Here is a 16,450-nt window from a genome sequence, read left to right as displayed (position 1 = left end):
TCGGCAGGCCGGCTGGCCGGGATCACCGGCGCGACAAACCATGGGACGAGGGATGACCAGAGCGACCAGGCGCGTATTGATCGTCGAAGACGTTCCATCGCTCGCCGATACCTACGCCGCCTATCTGGCGACGGAGCCGGTGGAAACGACCGTCGCCCACACCGGCACCGCGGCCCTGGCGGGGCTCGAGCAGCACCCGCCGTCGGTCATCGTGCTCGACGCCCATCTGCCGGACATGGACGGCCTCGACGTGCTGAGGCGGGTCAAGGCGGCAGCGCTGCCCACCGAGGTGATCGTCATCACCGGCCAGGGCTCGATCAAGCTCGCCGTCGAGGCCATGCGCGACGGCGCCTTCGACTTCGTGATGAAGCCGTTCACCGCCGAGCGCCTGCGGGTGACGGTGCGCAACGCCATCGAGCGGCGGCGCATGGCGGACGAGATCGCCGTCATCAAGGAGGAGTACGGGCGCGGCACCTTCGTCAAGTTCATCGGCACGTCGATGGCGATGCAGGTAGTGTACCGCATCCTCCAGAGTGCTGCGCCGTCGAACGCCACCGTGTTCATCACCGGTGAGAGCGGCACCGGCAAGGAGCTGTGCGCCGATGCGCTGCATATGCTGAGCAAGCGGCGCGACGGGCCGTTCGTCGTGCTGAACTGCGCCGCCATTCCGCGTGATCTTCTGGAAAGCGAGCTCTTCGGCCACGTCAAGGGCGCCTTCACCGGCGCCACCAGCGACCGCAAAGGCGCCGCCCTGCAGGCGGACGGCGGCACGCTGTTCCTGGACGAGATCGGCGAAATGGACATGGCCTTGCAGGCCAAGCTGCTGCGCTTCCTGCAGGACAAGAGCGTGCGCCGGGTCGGCGAGGATACCGCCCGCCCGGTCGACGTGCGCATCGTCTGCGCCACCAATCGCGATCCGCTGGCCGAGGTGGCGGCCGGCCGCTTCCGCGAGGACCTGTTCTATCGCCTGCACGTGGTGCCGGTGGAGCTGCCGCCGCTGCGCGAGCGCGACGAGGACGTCGTGCTGATCGCACGCCATTTTCTGGAGCAGTTCGCCAAAGAGGACAGCAAGGGATTCAAGGGCTTCACCGCGGAGGCCGAGGCGCGGCTCGCGGCCTACCGCTGGCCCGGGAACGTCCGCCAGTTGCAGAACGTGGTGCGCTCGATCGTGGTGATCAACGACGGCGAGTGGGCGAGCGAGGACATGCTGCCGCGCGACCTGCTGGCGGGCGGCGCCGCGGCCGCGCCGGCGCATCGCGGCGGCCCGGCGGCCGTGACCGCGCCCGGCCGCGACACGGAACCGGCCGGGGCCGGCACCACCATTCGCCCCCTGGACGATGTCATACGCCATACCATCGAGGCCGCGATCACGCGGTGCGGCGGCAGCGTGCCGAAGGCGGCCGCGGCGCTGGAGGTGAGCCCGTCGACCCTCTACCGCCGCATCCAGGCATGGCAGGACGAAGCCCACACCAAGACCGCGCCTCGTGTGAGGGCCGACGGGCCGGATGTGCGCCAGCCGACTTATCTATAATATCTCCCGCCCATGAGCACGCCCCCCGACGAGACCGTGGCCGCCCGCATCAGCCGGACCTTGGCCGACCGCATCATCGCCGGCGCCCTGGCGCCGGGCGAACGCCTGCGGCAGGACCACATCGCCGAGGAGTTCGGCGCCAGCCACGTGCCGGTGCGCGAGGCGTTCCGGCGGCTCGAGGCGCAGGGGCTCGCCGTCAGCATTCCCCGCCGCGGCGTGCGGGTCGCCTCCTTCGACCTCAACGAGGTGAAGGAGGTGGCCGAGATGCGCGCGGCGCTGGAGACCCTGGCGCTGCGCCACGCCGTGCCGCACTTGACGCCGGCGATCCTGGACGAAGCCGAGCAGGCCACCGCCTTCGGCGATACCTGCAAGGACGTGCGATCGTGGGAGGAGGCGAACCGCGCCTTCCACCGGCTGCTGCTGGCGCCCTGCCGCATGCCGCGGCTGCTGTCGTCGATCGCCGACCTGCAGGCCGCCAGCGCGCGCTTCCTCTTCGCCTCCTGGCGCTCGACCTGGGACGCCCGCACCGATCACGATCACCGGGCCATCCTGGCGGCCCTGCGCCAGAGCAAGCCCGACATCGCGCTCGCCACGCTCACGCGCCATGTGCTGCGCATCGGCACGCCCATCGCGGCCGGAACCAAGGCCAGGCAGCCGATTCCGCTCGGCTGAGCGGCCCCGGCGCGCGCTCGCCCACCCCCGCGGAAAGCCAAACGGACTCAAGGAGTGGATCATGGAGGCCGGACGGACGGATGCGTCCGGTCGGGTCGTCTTGCGCTTTCCGGTGCGGCTCGGCTTGCGTCATCGGCGCAGCTCGGTCAAACATAGGAGATAAACATCTCGAATTATCTATAAAAGGAGAAACGGATGAGCATGACGGTCGAGAGCGCCGGCGCGGATCCTCGCGGCGCCCCCCTTCCCGGACGTCCCGACCACGAGCTGCGCCATGATTGGACGCTCGCCGAGGCCATGGCCCTCTACCGCGCCCCGCTCAACGACCTGCTGTTCCTCGCCCACCGGCTGCATCGCCGCCATTTCGACCCCAACGAGGTGCAGCTGGCGCGCTTGCTCAGCATCAAGACCGGCGGCTGTCCGGAGGATTGCGGCTATTGCAGCCAGTCCGCGCACCACAAGGCGGGCGTCAAGGCCACGAAGCTGACGGAGGTCGAGACCGTGCTGCGCGAGGCCCGCAAGGCCAAGGAGGCGGGCGCCACCCGCTACTGCATGGGCGCCGCCTGGCGCAGCCCCAAGGCGCGCGACATGGACGCGGTGGTCGCCATGATCAAGGGCGTCCGCGAGCTGGGCATGGAGACCTGCGTCACCCTGGGCATGCTGACGGCGGACGACGCCGCCCGACTGAAGGAGGCCGGCCTCGACTACTACAACCACAACATCGACACCTCGCAGCGCTACTACAACGACGTCATCACCACGCGCACCTTCGCCGACCGGCTCGACACCCTGGCCACGGTGCGCGAGGCCGGCATCAGCGTCTGCTGCGGCGGCATCGTCGGCATGGGGGAGACCGACGAGGACCGCGCCGACATGCTGGTCACCCTGGCCAACCTGCCCGAGCACCCGGAGAGCGTGCCGATCAACATGCTGATCGCCATACCCGGCACGCCGCTGGCCGATGCGCCGCCGCTCGACCCGATCGACTTCGTCCGCACCGCCGCGCTGGCCCGCATCATGATGCCGGCGTCCACCGTGCGCATCGCCGCCGGCCGCAAGGGCATGAGCGCCGAATTGCAGGCCCTGTGCTTCTTCGCCGGCGTCAACTCGATCTTCGTCGGCGAGACGCTGCTGACGGCCGACAATCCCGGCGAGCAGAGCGACGAGGCCCTGTTCGCGCGGCTCGGCCTCACCGCCGCCCCGGCGGCCGGAGCTGCGACGGAGCGCGGCCAGTAGCCGAGCGCAATCGAGCCGCCCCCCTGCGCTCCGTCATGATCGGCCTCGGTCTGACGGAGCAGAAGCGGTCGCAGGGAACAACGGCGACGGATGATCGTTCTTTTGCAGAGCAGCGAATTGACGCACGCTTTCGCCGATGTATTGGTCACGGTCAGGCTTTCCAGCTAAAGCTTGGCAGGAAAATCCGCCCGGTATATCGGCAATCTGCCAAAACGAATTGCAGATCACCGCCGCAGGATACTGTTGCACGATCCCCACAGGGAACGATTGTTCCGCCCCCGCACCACCTGAACTTACCCGGCGAAAGGGTTGACCATTCGTTAACCTTCTGCGCCCATGCTCCTTCAAGCAATAACGAAGGGGCTGCTATGCAGTCAGTACAGATCAGAGAGTTCATCATCGCCGCCGGGCTTGTGGCGATGATCGCGGCGACAGTCGGCCTCCAGCTGACCGCTGCCGGGATCGCGGCACGTCCGGCAACGCAAGCGGCCAAACTCCAGTAGGATACCGTGGCGGCGGGGCCGCGACGCGTTGCGTCCGGCCCGCCCGCCCCGCCCTCCCCGGGCCCCGGCCGCCCATGACCGACGCCGGACAGGCGCCCGGATCGCGACGCCGGCCACCGCATCGATCGAAATTGTTGGATTTCGGGCCAGCATTCGGCCGCCGGGCCTTAGCTCGCGAGCAATAAATTCAACTCATCGACGGATAGACGCGTCCGAAAATAATACTCTTCCGCTCCACGGATGCACAGTTCGCGCGATCCCCAGCGACATAGACGGCGAATACATTCGCCAGCATTTGCCGGCCGCGCGCAGACGGACAATTATTAACCGTATTTATATCTTTTCGACGTTATTTGGCATTACGATGCGTCATCTGGAACTCCCTTGACGCAAGTTAGTCTGCCGGGTAGCGGTCTGCGATGGGATCCACGTTCATCATCTCGGTGGTGCAAAGGAAGGGCGGAGTCGGCAAGACGACCGTCGCCGTCAATGTCGCGGGCGAGCTCGTGCGGCTCGGCCATAGCGTGACCCTGATCGACGCCGACCCGCAGAAGTCGGCGTTCGCCTGGGCCAACCCGCGGCGCCTGCGCTTTCCGGTGCGCCACCACGCCTATAGCTCGGCGCGGACCGTGGCCTGGATCAAGGCCATCTACACGTCCGGGACCGATTTCGCCATCATCGACACGCCGGCCGATCTGGGCTCGGTCTCGCGCACCGCGATCGAGCTGTCCGACATGATCATCATGCCGTGCGGCCCGTCGAGCCTCGACATCAACTCGGCCAAGCAGACCCTCGACAAGATCGACGAGCTGTCGCGCTGGCCGGGCGCCGCCATGCCGCGCATCGTCATCGTGCCGACCCGGGTCGATCCGCAGACCCTCGAGGGCCAGCTGATCGCCCAGGAGCTGGCGGAGCTGGGCCACGACGTCGGCCCGGCGCTGAGCTACGACACGACGTTCGTGCGCGCCTTCGCTGAAGGCCTGACGGTCACCGACTTTGCGCCCGGCACGGCCGCCGAGCACGAGATCCGCAGCCTCGTCGACTTCCTGCTGGCGCCGGCGATGGCGCAGCCAGCGACGACGTGACGACGGGGCGGATCTACGTCGACATCTCGAGCCTCTGCCGCTGGCAGGGGCCCCCGGTCGGCATGATCCGCGTCGAGCAGGAGCTCGCCCTGCATGCCCTCGCGGAACCGGACCGCTTCGTCCTCTGCTTCTACGATCCCGAAGACGGCACGTTCCGCCTGGTCGCGCCGGACTGGGCCGCTAGGCTCATCGGCGGGGACACGGTCATCGCCCCGCCCGCCACGCGAAAGGGATGGCGGCGCATCATTCCCGGACGTCTCGGCCTGCTCATGGCGCTGGAGCGCCGGCGGCTGACCGCCCGCGACCCCGGCGCCGCGCGGCGGCTCGACAGGCTGCAGCGCATGTTGCTCGGCCTGCGCCGGCACACCTTCGCGCTCGACGACGGCGACGGCAACCGGATCTCGTTCGTCGATATCCGGCGCGCGCTCGGCGGAGAGATCCCCGCGGGGCCCGGCGATCTCATCCTGACCGCCTCGTCGGACTGGTGGCACAAGGACCTGGACAGCATCGCAGCGCTCAAGGCGCGCACCGGCGCCAGCCTCGCCTGCGTCTGCTACGACATCATCCCGCTGCTGTTCCCGCACTACTTTTCCAAGTCCGACGCGGAGCGGTTCCGCGACTATTGGGAGGCCATGTTCGCCACGGCCGACCTGACCATCGTCAACGCCGAGCGGACGGCGCAAGATGTGCGGGCGTATTGCCGCCGCCACAGGGTGGTGCTGCGCGGCCTCGCGGTCGTGGCGCTCGGCCAGCAGCCGCGGTCGGCGTGGGGGCACGCGGCGCAGCCGAAGGTCGCCGGGCGCTTCGCGCTCTACGTGAGCACGATCGAGCCGCGCAAGAACCACGCGCTGCTGCTGCGGGTGTGGCAGCGCCTCCTCGCCGAGGGCATCCCGCAGCGGCACGCCTTCCGGCTGGTGTTCGTCGGCCGCTCCGGCTGGATGGTCGAGGACGTGCTCGACCAGTTGCGTGATGCCGGCCGCTTCGACGGGACGGTGCTGCACCTCAGCGGCCTGCGCGACGCGGAGCTGGCCAGCCTCTACGAAGGCGCGGCGTTCGGGCTCTATCCCTCGATGTACGAGGGCTTCGGCCTGCCGGTCGTCGAATGCTTCGCGCGCGGCAAGCCCGTCATCGCCTCCAGCGGCGGCGCCCTCGCCGAAGTGGTGGGCGACCTGTCGCCGGCGCTCGATCCAGGCGATGACGAGGCCTGGTACCGGCAGCTGCGCCTGTGGATCGAGGACGAAGACGCGCTGGCACGGGCCGCTGCGAAGGTTCGCCGCGGCTTCGTGCTGCGGACGTGGCGCGATGTCGCCGACGATATCGTGGCGGCCGCAACCGGGGCTGCAGCGATGTCGTCGGAGCGCAGGCCCGGGCCGGACGCCGTCGTCCGATCGGACCCGATCTCTCCAGCGCCTTGATCCGCAGCCATCGAGGAGCCGGGGCAGATCAGCCGCCGGCCCTGGCTCCCGGCAGCCACCGCAGCCGCGCCGCCAGCCACCAGCACCGCGCCCGCGCGATGGGGCCGAGACCGCCGGTGCGCAGCGCCGTATCAAGGGCCTCCCGCGCCGCCTCCCCGTGGCCGAGCGCCATGGCGGTGAGGGCGGTGCCGACGGCGCGGACCGCCACCGCCTCGCGGATCGACGCGGCCGCGAGGCCCATCGCGCGCAGGCGCTCGCGATCGACCGGCTCCGGGCCCGAGCCGAGATCGGGCAGGCCGCGCTGGCGAAGGTGTGCTGCCGCGACGGCGCCCAGCTCGGACAGGATGCGCTGCTCGGTGCGCGACCAGGTGCTCTGTCCGCCATGGCCCCGGTAGGCCATGAGCGGCTCGGCCAGGTTCATGAGATCGGCCGTGTCGGCGAGCCGCAGCCAGAGGTCGTAGTCCTCGCACATGAGGAACGCCGGCCGGTAGCCGCCGACCTCGAGCGCGAGGCGGCGGCGCATGGTGACGGATGGATGCATCAGGCAGTTGCGGCGCCAGAGCTCCGCCCGGATCGCGGCCGGCGTGAGCGGCTGCGACACCAGCTCCAGGGCCCGCCCCTGCTCGTCGATGATCCGGCAGGCCGAGCCGAGGGCGGCGACGTTCGGATGCCGCTCCAGCACCTCGATCTGCCGCTCCAGCCGCTGCGGCAGCGCGACGTCGTCCGCATCCATGCGCGCGACGAAGTCGCCACGCGCCAGGGAGAGGCCCCGGTTCAGCGCGGCAATCAGGCCGACGGCGCCGAGCGTCTCCACGCGCACCCGTCCGTCGCGCGCCGCAGCGCGCGCCAGGATGGCGGGCGTCGCATCGATCGAGCCGTCGTCGAGCGCGACGAGCTCGAAATCCGCAAAAGTCTGCTCGCAGATGCTGCGGATCGCCTCCTCCAGGAAGCGCTCGCCGTTGCGCACCGGCATGACGACGCTGACGCGCGGCGCCGTCATGACGCCGCGCCGGCAGGTCGTCGTGCTCTGGTCATTCGTCTGCGCGACACGGGGCTCACGGTTCCGGTGCGATGCGCGCCGCACATCCACAGCACGATCTTTGCCGCACGATCGCCGCCCGCGCCAGCGGAGCGTGCGGCCGGGCCTGATTTGCGCTTGCCGATGGTGCCCGCCGTCGCCTACGAGCTTGACTGGACTGTGCTGGGGACGACTTCGACCTGCAATGGGCCCTCCCGATCCGACGAGCCCCTTCCTCCTGGGCGGGCGCGACCGCGTGGCGCGGCTCGGCTTCGGCGCCGCGTTCCGGCCGGTCGACTTCGGCAGCCCGTGGGGGACGCCGGCGGATGCCGATGGGGTCCGCGACCTGCTGCGTCACGCGGTCGACCTCGGCGTCAATCTGATCGACACCGCCGACAGCTACGGCCCGGAAACCTCGGAACAGCTGATCGCAGCGTCGCTGTTTCCCTACGACGCGGCCTTGTGCATCGCGACCAAGGGAGGCGTCATCCGCACCGGCGCCAGGGAAACGCGGGTCTGCGGCCGGCCGGACTATATCCGCCAGGCCTGTGACGCCAGCCTTCGCCGGCTGCGAACCGACTGCATCGGGCTCTACCAGTTGCATTGGCCGGACAAGAGCGTGCCGTGGGCCGACCAGGTCGGCGTGCTGGCGGACCTCGCCCGCGCGGGCAAGATCCGCCACATCGGGCTGTCCAACGTCTCGGCGGCCCAGGTGCGGGAGGCAGCCGCCATCGCGCCCATCGCCGCGGTGCAGGCGCGCCTTGGGCCGGGCGATCCGGACGCAACCGACGTGCTGCTCGCCTGCGAGACGCTCGGGGCCGCCCTCATCGCCTATTCGCCGCTCGCGGCGGCGCGGGCGCGAGCCCCCTGGCTGCTCGCGGCCGCGGCCCGGCGCGGCGTATCGGCGGCGCAGGTGGCCTTGTCCTGGCTGCTGCACTGCTCCCCCAACGTCATCGTCATACCCGGCACGGTGTCGCGCGCTCACCTGGTCGAGAACATGGCGGCCTCGGCCATCCGCCTGTCGCCGCAGGAGCTCGCCGAGGCGGCATGAGGATCGCGCTCACGATCGACCACCTCGACCTGCGCCGCGGCGGGCTGCCGCGCTGGGTCCATGGCTTTGCCGCCCACCTCGTCGAGCAGGGACACGATGTCCACGTGGTGGCCTTCAGCGCGCCCGACCGCGACCTGGATGCCACCTGGCACATCGTCGCCGATCCCGGCGGCGAGCTGGCCCGGCCGCTCGCCATCGCCCAGCGCCTGGCCGAGGTGGATGCCGACGTGGTGCACGACACCGGGACGGGGTGGTCGGCCGACGTCTTCCAGCCGCAGACCGGCTCGGTCCTGCTGGCCGAGATGCGGGAGGTCGCGGCGTCCGGCCTGTCGCTGCGGCTGCGGGCGGCCCTGTCGCCGCGCGCGCGCCAGCGCCGCCGCCGCATGGCCGCCGTGGAGCAGGCCCAGATCGCGCGGGCCAAACGGATCGTCGCCGTGTCGCGCCTGGTGCGCGACCAGTTCGTCGCGCGCCACCGGCTGACGCCGGAGCGGCTGTCCGTGGTGCCGAACGGCGTCGACACCGGCCGGTTCTCGCCCGACGGACGGCTCCGCCGGCGCGCCGCGGCTCGGCGCCAGATGGACCTCGACGGCGAGATCCTGTTCGTCGCCGTCGCCGACAATCTGCGCCTCAAGGGCGTCGATATCGCCTTGCGCGCCCTTGCCACGCTGCGCGCCGAGGGCCTGCCGGTGCGCCTCGCCGTAGCCGGCGGCGTGCCCGATGACGCGTTGCGGCGCCTCGTCGGAACCCTCGGGCTTGCCGACACCGCCATCTTCCACGGCCGCATCGCCGACATGCCCGCCTTCATGGCGGCGGCCGATGCGCTGGTCCATCCGACGCGCTGGGACGCTTGCAGCCTGTCCACCGGCGAGGCCATGGCCAGCGGGCTGCCGGTCGTCACCACCCACGCCAACGGCGCGGCCGAGCTCATAGCCGACGGAACCGACGGCTTCACAATCCCCGCCGAGGACGCCGTCGCCCTGGCCGACCGCATGCGGCGCCTGCTCGACGCGGGCTTGCGCGGCAGCATGGGCATCGCCGCCCGGCAGACCGCGCTCCGGTTCGACATGCGCGCGAACTTCAGCGCGGTCGAGCGCATTCTCGTCGAGGTCGCGCAGACGCGGTGACGCCGGCGGCGGTCCGAGCCTTCAGAGAGTGAACCTTGGAAGAGGAGCGTTGGGAGAACGGCCTTGGGAGAGGAAGCAGCGGGAGGGGTGCCGATCTCCAGCGACACGTTTGCCGAATGGGTGCTGGCCAATCCGCTCAACGCCGCCATCGTCGAGCGATTGCCGCGGCTTGCCCTGCCGCAGTGCTACCTGACCGCCGGCGCGCTGTTCCAGACCGTCTGGAACCGGCGTTGCGGGCGTCCGCCCGAGGCCGGCATCAAGGACTACGACGTCTTCTACTTCGACGACGGCGACCTTTCCTGGAATGCGGAAGATGCGGTCATCCGGCAGGCTGCGGAGCTGTTCGCCGACCTCGGTGTCGCGGTCGAGGTCAGGAACCAGGCCCGCGTCCACCTCTGGTACGGCGACCGCTTCGGCGGCGCCTATCCGCCGCTCCGGTCGGCGCGGGACGGGATCGACCGCTTCCTCGTCCGCTGCACATGCGTCGGCCTAGATGCCGCCACGGGCGAGCTCTACGCGCCGAACGGGCTGGCGGAGCTGTGGGACGGCATCCTGCGGATCAATCCGCGGCAGCCGCGGCCGGAGCTGTTTCGCCAGAAGGCCGAAGATTACCAAGCCCGCTGGCCGTGGTTGACCATCGTCCTTTGACGCGTTCGCGGGCCTGCCTGGCCAAACTTCTGACATCTTTCATAGTGACAGCGCCGATGGCTGCATTTGTCCTGCGGATACGACCAATAAATGCCATCCCCAGTTCATGATGGCGCTGGTACGAAACGCTGGTGGCCGATCGGCGCTCCAGATGGATTGCAGTCCATGCGTACCTTCAACTTTCGGTGCCTGCATCAATTCGGATCGCCGGCAACGAGCGGTGGCCGGCCATGAGCACGATCGCCCGCCCCTTCGGCCGCCTCGGCCCGGATCTCGATGAACACCCGGCCAGCGGCGCCGATCTCGGCCGCGATCTCCGGGCGGACATGCCTTGGCTCACCGGCCAGCAGGTGCAGTCGATCGTCGACCGCGACCGCGAGCTGCGACGCCTCATCCAGACCTTCGGCCGTCTGTCGGCCGTCATGTGGCTGATTGGTACGGCGAGCGCCGCCGCGCTCGTCGTCCTGGCGCTCTGGATCTAGCGCAACTCCATGATTCTCATGTCGTTTGGCAGGTGCGAAGGCCCTTGACGCCGACGCCGTGCGAGGTGCGCCGAGGGCCGATCCACCGCCCTGGGCCGACCTCCGCCCAGGACGCGCAGCCGGAAGTTGATGGGTCGCCAGGAATGATTAAGATCGCTCCGAAGGGGAGGAGCGATGGACGTGTTCGACGAAGTCGAGGCGGGATTTATTTCGCCTGACGGATCAAGGATGGTGATCGAGCTCGTCGGGCCGAATGGTACAGCGCCCATATCGCTGCCGACCGCCGAGATCAGCGGTCTGATCAATCTCTCCCTGCGCTTGTCGGCTGCTATCGCCCAGCGCGACGGCACCGACCCTAGTCTGCCGGTCATGGCCTGCGAGATCGGTTCGGACGGCGACGGCCACGTCACCCTCGCCTTCGGCCTCGAGGGTGACGCCGAGATCACGGTCAAGATTCACCCGGACTCGGCCAAGGAGATCGCGGACACCATCATCGACACCTTGGAGCGGCACGCTCTCGCTGCGCGCCTGCGGGCAGCCAATTCGCGCTAGTGGCGTGCTTCAGCCAATTTGCAGGGAATGTGCAACAGTGATGCTGCACAGAGATGGACCGGGGCGACGACTTGGTTTTCAAGCGGGATGGATGGCCGGGTCAAGCCCGGCCATCCATCCACTCAAAGGCTCAAAGCCCCGGTGTAGTCCTCCCAGCAGATAAGCTGAAGCGTTCTAGAACCGGCCCGCCAGCGTCAGGCGGATGGAGGTCGGCTCGACCGGATGGACGTTGCGGTCGGCGACCCCGCCCGCCGGCTCGCCCCAGAGCCGGGATTCATAATAATAGGTGATCTGGTCGGCCTTGGCGTTGAACAGGTTGAGCGCGTCGAGCTGCAGCGCCCAGCCGTTGGCGAAGTTGTAGCCGACCCGCGCATTGACGAGGGTCGTCGGCTGTGAGCGCACGGAATCGTCCTCGATGAGCGGGCGAGCGCCGAAGTAGCGGAGCCGCACGGCGCCGAACCAGCCCAGCGCCTCGCCGAAGGTGAGCCCGGCGGAGACGATGGTGGTCGGCGCCTCGGGGATCCGGTTGCCGACGATGTCATAGTCGGAGAAGCGGGCATTGGTGATGGTCAGGTCGCCGTCGAGCGCCAGCCATGGATTGACCTTGTAGCTGTTGGTCCATTCGATGCCGTAGCGCCGGGTGGGCCGGCTCGGCTCGGTGGTGCCGGTGTCGCCCTGGAACAGGTTCTCGGAGGCGAAGTCGAGCTGAAACAGCGTGAACGTCGTCTCGAGGCCGGCGATGCTGCGGTTGCGGATGCCGACCTCGGAGCCCTCCGACGGCACCAGGAAGGGCGCCGCCGCCGCGCCGGAGAACGGGTTCGCGATGACGCCGCGGGCATCATTGGAATGGAAGCCGCCGCCGTAGTTCACGAAGATCTCGGTGTCGGCCCACGGCCCGAAGACGACGCCCAGCTTGGGCCGCACGATACCGTCCCGCGCGGTGCCGGAGCCGCCCGGCGTGGCCGAGCGCACGTCGGCGTAGTAGCCGTCCCAGCGCACGCCGGCGCTGGTGCGCATCCAGTCGGTCCAGCGCACCCGGTTCTCGTAGTAGGCGGCGGCGCTGGCCTCGAGCACGCGGTCGTTGAGGGTGGTCGACAGGTAGCGGCGCCCGGCCGTGTTGAACAAGCCGACACGGATGTCGTCGGTCCGGCTCTGGAGGCCGAACTCGTTCTCCATGGGCAGGCCGAGCAGCTCGCCCTTGAACACCCGGGAGACCTCGCCGCCGCCGAGCAGGCGCTTGTCGGCCTGGTGGAACTGATCGCCGTTGACGGGATCGTTGAGGAAGAAGGTGAAGTCATTGAACAGGTTCATCTGGTAGCGGATGGCGTAAGCGCTGGCCCGCGTCACGCCGCCCGCATCCGACTGGCTCCAGCGGCCGGACAACGAGAACCGCGTCGTGTCGCCGCCGTCGCTGCCGTCAAGCGAGCCGAAGCGGCCGATGATGCCCTGATCGATCGCCCGCTCCGGCACCTGGTTGGTGGCGGTCCACCGCGAGGCGTAGGCCATGCCGGTGATGGCGAAGCCGTCGAGCTCGGTTCCCTGGCTGTAGCGGACGAAGCCGTTCACCTTGCGCAGCCGATCCGGCACGTCCCAGGGGCCGTCGTAGACCTGCGCCTCGCCGGCGACGATGAGGTTGCCCTGGCCGACGGGCGTCGAGGCGAACGACAGCGCCCGCTTGTAGCCGAAGCTGCCCAGCGAGACGAGCGCGACGTTGCGCTCGACCGTATCCAGGTAGTTGATCCTGACCGAGCCGGCGGAGGCGAAGTCGCCGTCGCGCACGAAATACGGCCCCTTGTGGAACTCGACCGAGCCGATCAGCTCGGGGATCAGGAAGTTGAGGTCGGCATAGCCCTGGCCGTGGCCGTGCGTGCGCATGTTCACCGGCATGCCGTCGACCCAGATGGCGATGTCGGTGCCGTGGTCGAGGTTGAAGCCGCGCAGGAAATACTGGTTGGCCTTCCCCTCGCCGGAGTGCTGGGTGACGATCAGGCCCGGCACCGCTTCGAGCGCCTCGCCCGGCCGCGTGAACGGCCGGCTGTTGACCGCCGCGCCGGACACCACGCCGGAGCTCGACGAATCGACCGGCGGATCGATGCCGCCGATGCCGCTCCTGCCTCCGACATAGACGGCGCTGGCGCTCACCGTGCCCGTGGGGGCGGCCACCACGATCTCCGGCAGTGTGAGGCCGTTCTCCTGGGGCTGCGCGGCCGGAGCCGCCGGCTGCGCCAGGGCCTTGTCGGGATCGGGAACCACCAGGCAGGCGGCGGCCGAGAGGCAGGCGCCCCGCAACGAGTATCCAATCCGCGCGCCGTATCGAGCCCAACCAGCCACTGCCACCCTCCGCGTTGCCGAGCGGTGGGATGATGGCAGCGGTTCAGTATGAGGAAAATATAAAAACGTCATACAATTGCACGGATTGTCGGCGCCAGCGCGCAAACATTGGGCGCGACCGAGGCGCCGCGCCTGCGGCGCAGGCCGAAACCCCTCGGAGGCTGTGGCGCGGGTGGTGCAGCAGCTTGCGCGCGCCCCCAGCCGGTTGCTCGACTATCCGCGGCTTCGCGAGAAGCTGGAAACCTTCGGGCCGCGTGACGTTCGGCGGATCATCGTCGGCAATTTCGAGCTGCGGTATGAGACGCGGCCGGAACGATCTTTATCCTGTGGCTGTGGCCGCGGAATGCACTCTGGCCGATGTTGAAGCAGATCGACACGAGCGCGTCGAACTGGTGGTCAGCGAGGTCGACGGTGATGGCGTCACGCACCGCATCCTCGTAGGGCGTCAAATCGCGCGCGAAGATAGCCCGCGCCTCCGCCTCGGTGATCGTCAGGCTGGAATGCGGTACCGGCGCGCCGGCCGCGGCCGTGCGCCCGATACCGATGGTCCAGACGCCGACGCTGTCCCGGTAGGCTTTCAGCTTGATCGCCTCGCGGCTGATGAGCGCTACGATGCCGGTGGATGACATCGCCTGCCGGGCAGGCGCCGGGGGCGGCGCAGCCGTCGAGACCGGCGTCGAAAGCGCCAGGGTCGTCTTCGGCCCCACGATCCATCGGGATAGAGGCCGACGATCCTCTGAAGGCGACCACCGCCGCCTTCGTCTTGGCTCTCCACAACCCGTCGAGCGGCCCGGGGTTGAACCCGCGCGCAGCCAGCGCGCGCTGGATCTCCGTCGTGTCCATAGTGTGGATTGCTCCGTCAAAATATGTTGAGTGAGCCGAGAAGAAGCCTAGCCATTGGGGTGGCAGCACATGAGAATTTTGATCCTGGCTGCGGCGATGCTGCTGGCCGCAGGGCAGGCCGGGGTCGCCGCAAAGATCCACAGGTGCGATGCCAGATCGGTGAATCAGCTAAACTGGAACGATGGCTCCATGGGCGCCGTCGAGCCCTTCGGAGTATTTTCGAGCCTGATCATTGATACCGAAAGCGGCACGGTCAGTCTTAAGGACGGACCAGTCTGGCACATGCATGTCGCCCATGTAGGCGATGGCAGCTCAGATACGGTTTTGGCTGGAAATAAGAAACGGCCTCTGGGCCCGGTCGAGAACTTCGTCCGGATCACCCACTATTCTTGGCAGGACCGGCCCACGTTTATGCTTGTCGTGCTTCAGCTCGTGGCTAGCGGAATTTGCGACGAGGTCAAATAACGCCTGAACGCCATCTGCCGGTCTGGATGATCGCCGCCGGCAGCACAGCTGACGGAGGGTGGGGGCGCAACCGTGGCGCCATAGCTAAAAATTGCGCAACCGCAAATGTTGCGGCGGCATTCACGTGCGCGTATCCGTTCACGTCATGATTGGTGCACCGTACACGCGTAAGCGGATAGCGACCTCGGTGCGGTTCTTGGCATCGAGCTTCCGCAGGATGTTCCTGACGTGCACCTTGACCGTGCCCTCCGACATGGCCAGCTCATCGGCAATCAGCTTGTTCGAGAGTCCTCGGCTCATGGCGTGCGCAACCTCAATCTGACGCGGTGAGAGAAGCTGGGCCGCCTCGGAGGAACTGGCGGCCGTGTCGCCGTTGCCGCTTGCTGGCGCCGCGACGATCATGCTCGCCGGGATGAAGGTTCCCCCTGAGCGTACGAGTTCAAGCACCTTGGCGGCAATCTCAAGGCTCATGCTGGCCGTGGGCAGGAATGCGCGCGCTCCGTCGTTGATGACATGCGCGATCAGCTCTGCGTCTTCGCAATCCGACATGACGGCGACCGGCGGAGACCCCGGTCGCTCCACCACTTGGCGCAGCCACTCGCTGAAGACCGCATCCGCGGTCGCCGATCGCGCCGACTTCCACAGAATCAGCAGCGATGTCCGCGCGGCGTCGGCGCTCTGCACCCATTCGGCCACGCTCTCAAAGGCGATGAAGTCCTGCTCCGGTTCATTGGCCCGAAGTGCGGCCAGCACGCACTCGCGAAAAAAGGTACGATTCTCGATCAGGGCCGTGCACCCTCCCGGCGAACCGGTGCGCTTAGTTGCGCGGGGCATCGACGAGAGGCGTACTTAGAACAGTCACCATCCAGACTCCAAAGAGGCGGCGGGGTCTGGCGATCTGCGCCGCGGAGCGGCAAGCGCATTTGCGCGCGTTACGGCACACCCCCGTGGAAAATAGAGCACCAAGCTAATGCAAGTCACCTCCCCTAAACGGGGGACGGCTCGAACGAGTAACGGAAGGCTCAGGGTTCGCTATCCAGATCGCGCGTGATTTTCACGACCAATCGACAGAGTGAGGCCAAGCCGCTCGGCTTTCACGTCACCATGGACCGGAACGAGAACATCGGGCCGTCTGTCGGGGGGTGGGATGTAGCGCTGCGCCGCTACCGCAGGAGGTTTCCCCTCGATCCTCACGACCAGAGGCTAGGTCGACGATGCCACGGGGGTTTCGGCGCGGTCGGTTATCTGGGAGTTGTGGCGAACAGGTCGAATCGCCCAAGCGGCCAGTTCTGAAGGGAACCGCGCGCTCGCCCCAGACTCCATACTGGCCGCATTCGGTACAAGCTGGCCAACGTCGGCGCTAAGTGCTTGATTTCGTTGGCGCTCCCAAGGGGACTCGAACCCCTGTTTTCGCCGTGAGAGGGCGACGTCCTAGACCGCTAGACGATGGGAGCTTCCAATCGCGGAAGCGGTCGTATAACGATAACGCGCCGC

Annotated in this window: 16 protein-coding genes, 1 tRNA gene and 1 pseudogene; 12 read left to right on the top strand and 6 right to left on the bottom strand. The window is 68.4% G+C overall.

The genetic code is table 11. The annotated features are described in order from the left end of the window. Positions 1-52 precede the first annotated feature (52 nt). From ACZ5PO_RS09725 to ACZ5PO_RS09700, 6 genes are all read left to right on the top strand, one after another. Positions 53-1,531, top strand: coding sequence for a sigma-54-dependent transcriptional regulator (locus ACZ5PO_RS09725; RefSeq protein WP_464192752.1), 1,479 nt, complete (start codon positions 53-55; stop codon positions 1,529-1,531). A gap of 12 nt (positions 1,532-1,543) precedes the next feature. Beyond that, positions 1,544-2,203 carry a GntR family transcriptional regulator gene (locus ACZ5PO_RS09720; protein WP_464192750.1) on the top strand — a complete coding sequence of 220 codons (660 nt, stop codon included), beginning with the start codon at positions 1,544-1,546 and terminating at the stop codon, positions 2,201-2,203. Between the two features lie 201 nt (positions 2,204-2,404). Beyond that, positions 2,405-3,439, top strand: coding sequence for a biotin synthase BioB (gene bioB, locus ACZ5PO_RS09715; protein WP_464196780.1), 1,035 nt, complete (start codon positions 2,405-2,407; stop codon positions 3,437-3,439). Positions 3,440-3,474: 35 nt separating this feature from the next. Next, positions 3,475-3,942 carry a hypothetical protein gene (locus tag ACZ5PO_RS09710; protein WP_464192748.1) on the top strand — a complete coding sequence of 156 codons (468 nt, stop codon included), beginning with the start codon at positions 3,475-3,477 and terminating at the stop codon, positions 3,940-3,942. 419 nt (positions 3,943-4,361) lie between these two features. Continuing rightward, on the top strand, positions 4,362-5,027 hold the full coding sequence (locus tag ACZ5PO_RS09705) for an AAA family ATPase (protein WP_464192746.1): 666 nt from the start codon (positions 4,362-4,364) through the stop codon (positions 5,025-5,027). Continuing rightward, positions 5,024-6,442: a glycosyltransferase family 4 protein gene (locus ACZ5PO_RS09700; protein ID WP_464192744.1), complete on the top strand. Its 1,419-nt coding sequence runs from the start codon at positions 5,024-5,026 to the stop codon at positions 6,440-6,442. Before ACZ5PO_RS09705 ends, ACZ5PO_RS09700 begins: the two co-directional genes overlap by 4 nt. A 28-nt stretch (positions 6,443-6,470) precedes the next feature. On the opposite strand, the gene ACZ5PO_RS09695 is transcribed toward ACZ5PO_RS09700, so the two are convergent. Continuing rightward, positions 6,471-7,442 (bottom strand): glycosyltransferase family 2 protein, encoded by a 972-nt coding sequence (locus tag ACZ5PO_RS09695; RefSeq protein ID WP_464192742.1) that lies wholly within the window; start codon positions 7,440-7,442, stop codon positions 6,471-6,473. A gap of 223 nt (positions 7,443-7,665) precedes the next feature. Here ACZ5PO_RS09695 and ACZ5PO_RS09690 point away from each other — a divergent pair, with 223 nt between their 5' ends. The 5 genes from ACZ5PO_RS09690 (at position 7,666) to ACZ5PO_RS09670 (ending at position 11,317) form a co-directional block, all read left to right on the top strand. Continuing rightward, complete coding sequence (locus tag ACZ5PO_RS09690; protein ID WP_464192740.1) at positions 7,666-8,511, top strand: aldo/keto reductase; 846 nt, start codon at positions 7,666-7,668, stop codon at positions 8,509-8,511. Beyond that, positions 8,508-9,635, top strand: coding sequence for a glycosyltransferase family 4 protein (locus ACZ5PO_RS09685; RefSeq protein ID WP_464192737.1), 1,128 nt, complete (start codon positions 8,508-8,510; stop codon positions 9,633-9,635). The genes ACZ5PO_RS09690 and ACZ5PO_RS09685 overlap by 4 nt, the downstream gene beginning before the upstream one ends. Positions 9,636-9,698: 63 nt before the next feature. Continuing rightward, entirely contained in the window at positions 9,699-10,283 is a 585-nt protein-coding gene (locus tag ACZ5PO_RS09680; RefSeq protein ID WP_464192735.1) for a nucleotidyltransferase family protein, read from the top strand. 230 nt (positions 10,284-10,513) lie between these two features. Further along, positions 10,514-10,765, top strand: a complete 252-nt coding sequence (locus ACZ5PO_RS09675; protein WP_464192733.1) for a hypothetical protein — start codon at positions 10,514-10,516, stop codon at positions 10,763-10,765. A 174-nt stretch (positions 10,766-10,939) separates the two neighbouring features. Beyond that, entirely contained in the window at positions 10,940-11,317 is a 378-nt protein-coding gene (locus ACZ5PO_RS09670; protein WP_464192730.1) for a hypothetical protein, read from the top strand. A 174-nt stretch (positions 11,318-11,491) separates the two neighbouring features. Here ACZ5PO_RS09670 and ACZ5PO_RS09665 read toward each other — a convergent pair whose 3' ends face one another. The 3 genes and pseudogenes from ACZ5PO_RS09665 to ACZ5PO_RS09655 all read right to left on the bottom strand — a co-directional run. Continuing rightward, positions 11,492-13,606, bottom strand: a complete 2,115-nt coding sequence (locus ACZ5PO_RS09665) for a TonB-dependent receptor (protein ID WP_464192728.1) — start codon at positions 13,604-13,606, stop codon at positions 11,492-11,494. A gap of 311 nt (positions 13,607-13,917) precedes the next feature. After that, on the bottom strand, positions 13,918-14,355 hold the full coding sequence (locus ACZ5PO_RS09660; protein ID WP_464192726.1) for a lysozyme: 438 nt from the start codon (positions 14,353-14,355) through the stop codon (positions 13,918-13,920). Positions 14,356-14,398: 43 nt separating this feature from the next. Beyond that, positions 14,399-14,491, bottom strand: a pseudogene (locus ACZ5PO_RS09655) (hypothetical protein); the annotation flags it as partial. Between the two features lie 69 nt (positions 14,492-14,560). Here ACZ5PO_RS09655 and ACZ5PO_RS09650 point away from each other — a divergent pair. Next, entirely contained in the window at positions 14,561-14,956 is a 396-nt protein-coding gene (locus tag ACZ5PO_RS09650) for a hypothetical protein (RefSeq protein ID WP_464192723.1), read from the top strand. A gap of 138 nt (positions 14,957-15,094) precedes the next feature. On the opposite strand, the gene ACZ5PO_RS09645 is transcribed toward ACZ5PO_RS09650, so the two are convergent. Together ACZ5PO_RS09645 and ACZ5PO_RS09640 are read right to left on the bottom strand one after the other, a co-directional pair. Then, positions 15,095-15,709, bottom strand: a complete 615-nt coding sequence (locus ACZ5PO_RS09645; RefSeq protein WP_464192721.1) for a response regulator transcription factor — start codon at positions 15,707-15,709, stop codon at positions 15,095-15,097. Between the two features lie 625 nt (positions 15,710-16,334). Next, positions 16,335-16,410, bottom strand: a tRNA-Glu gene (locus tag ACZ5PO_RS09640). Positions 16,411-16,450: the final 40 nt, after the last annotated feature.

The organism is Chelatococcus sp. KU-N122 (assembly GCF_055391085.1).
Note: the sequence above shows the minus strand (reverse complement) of the source record. Positions and strands in the feature narration are given on the sequence as shown.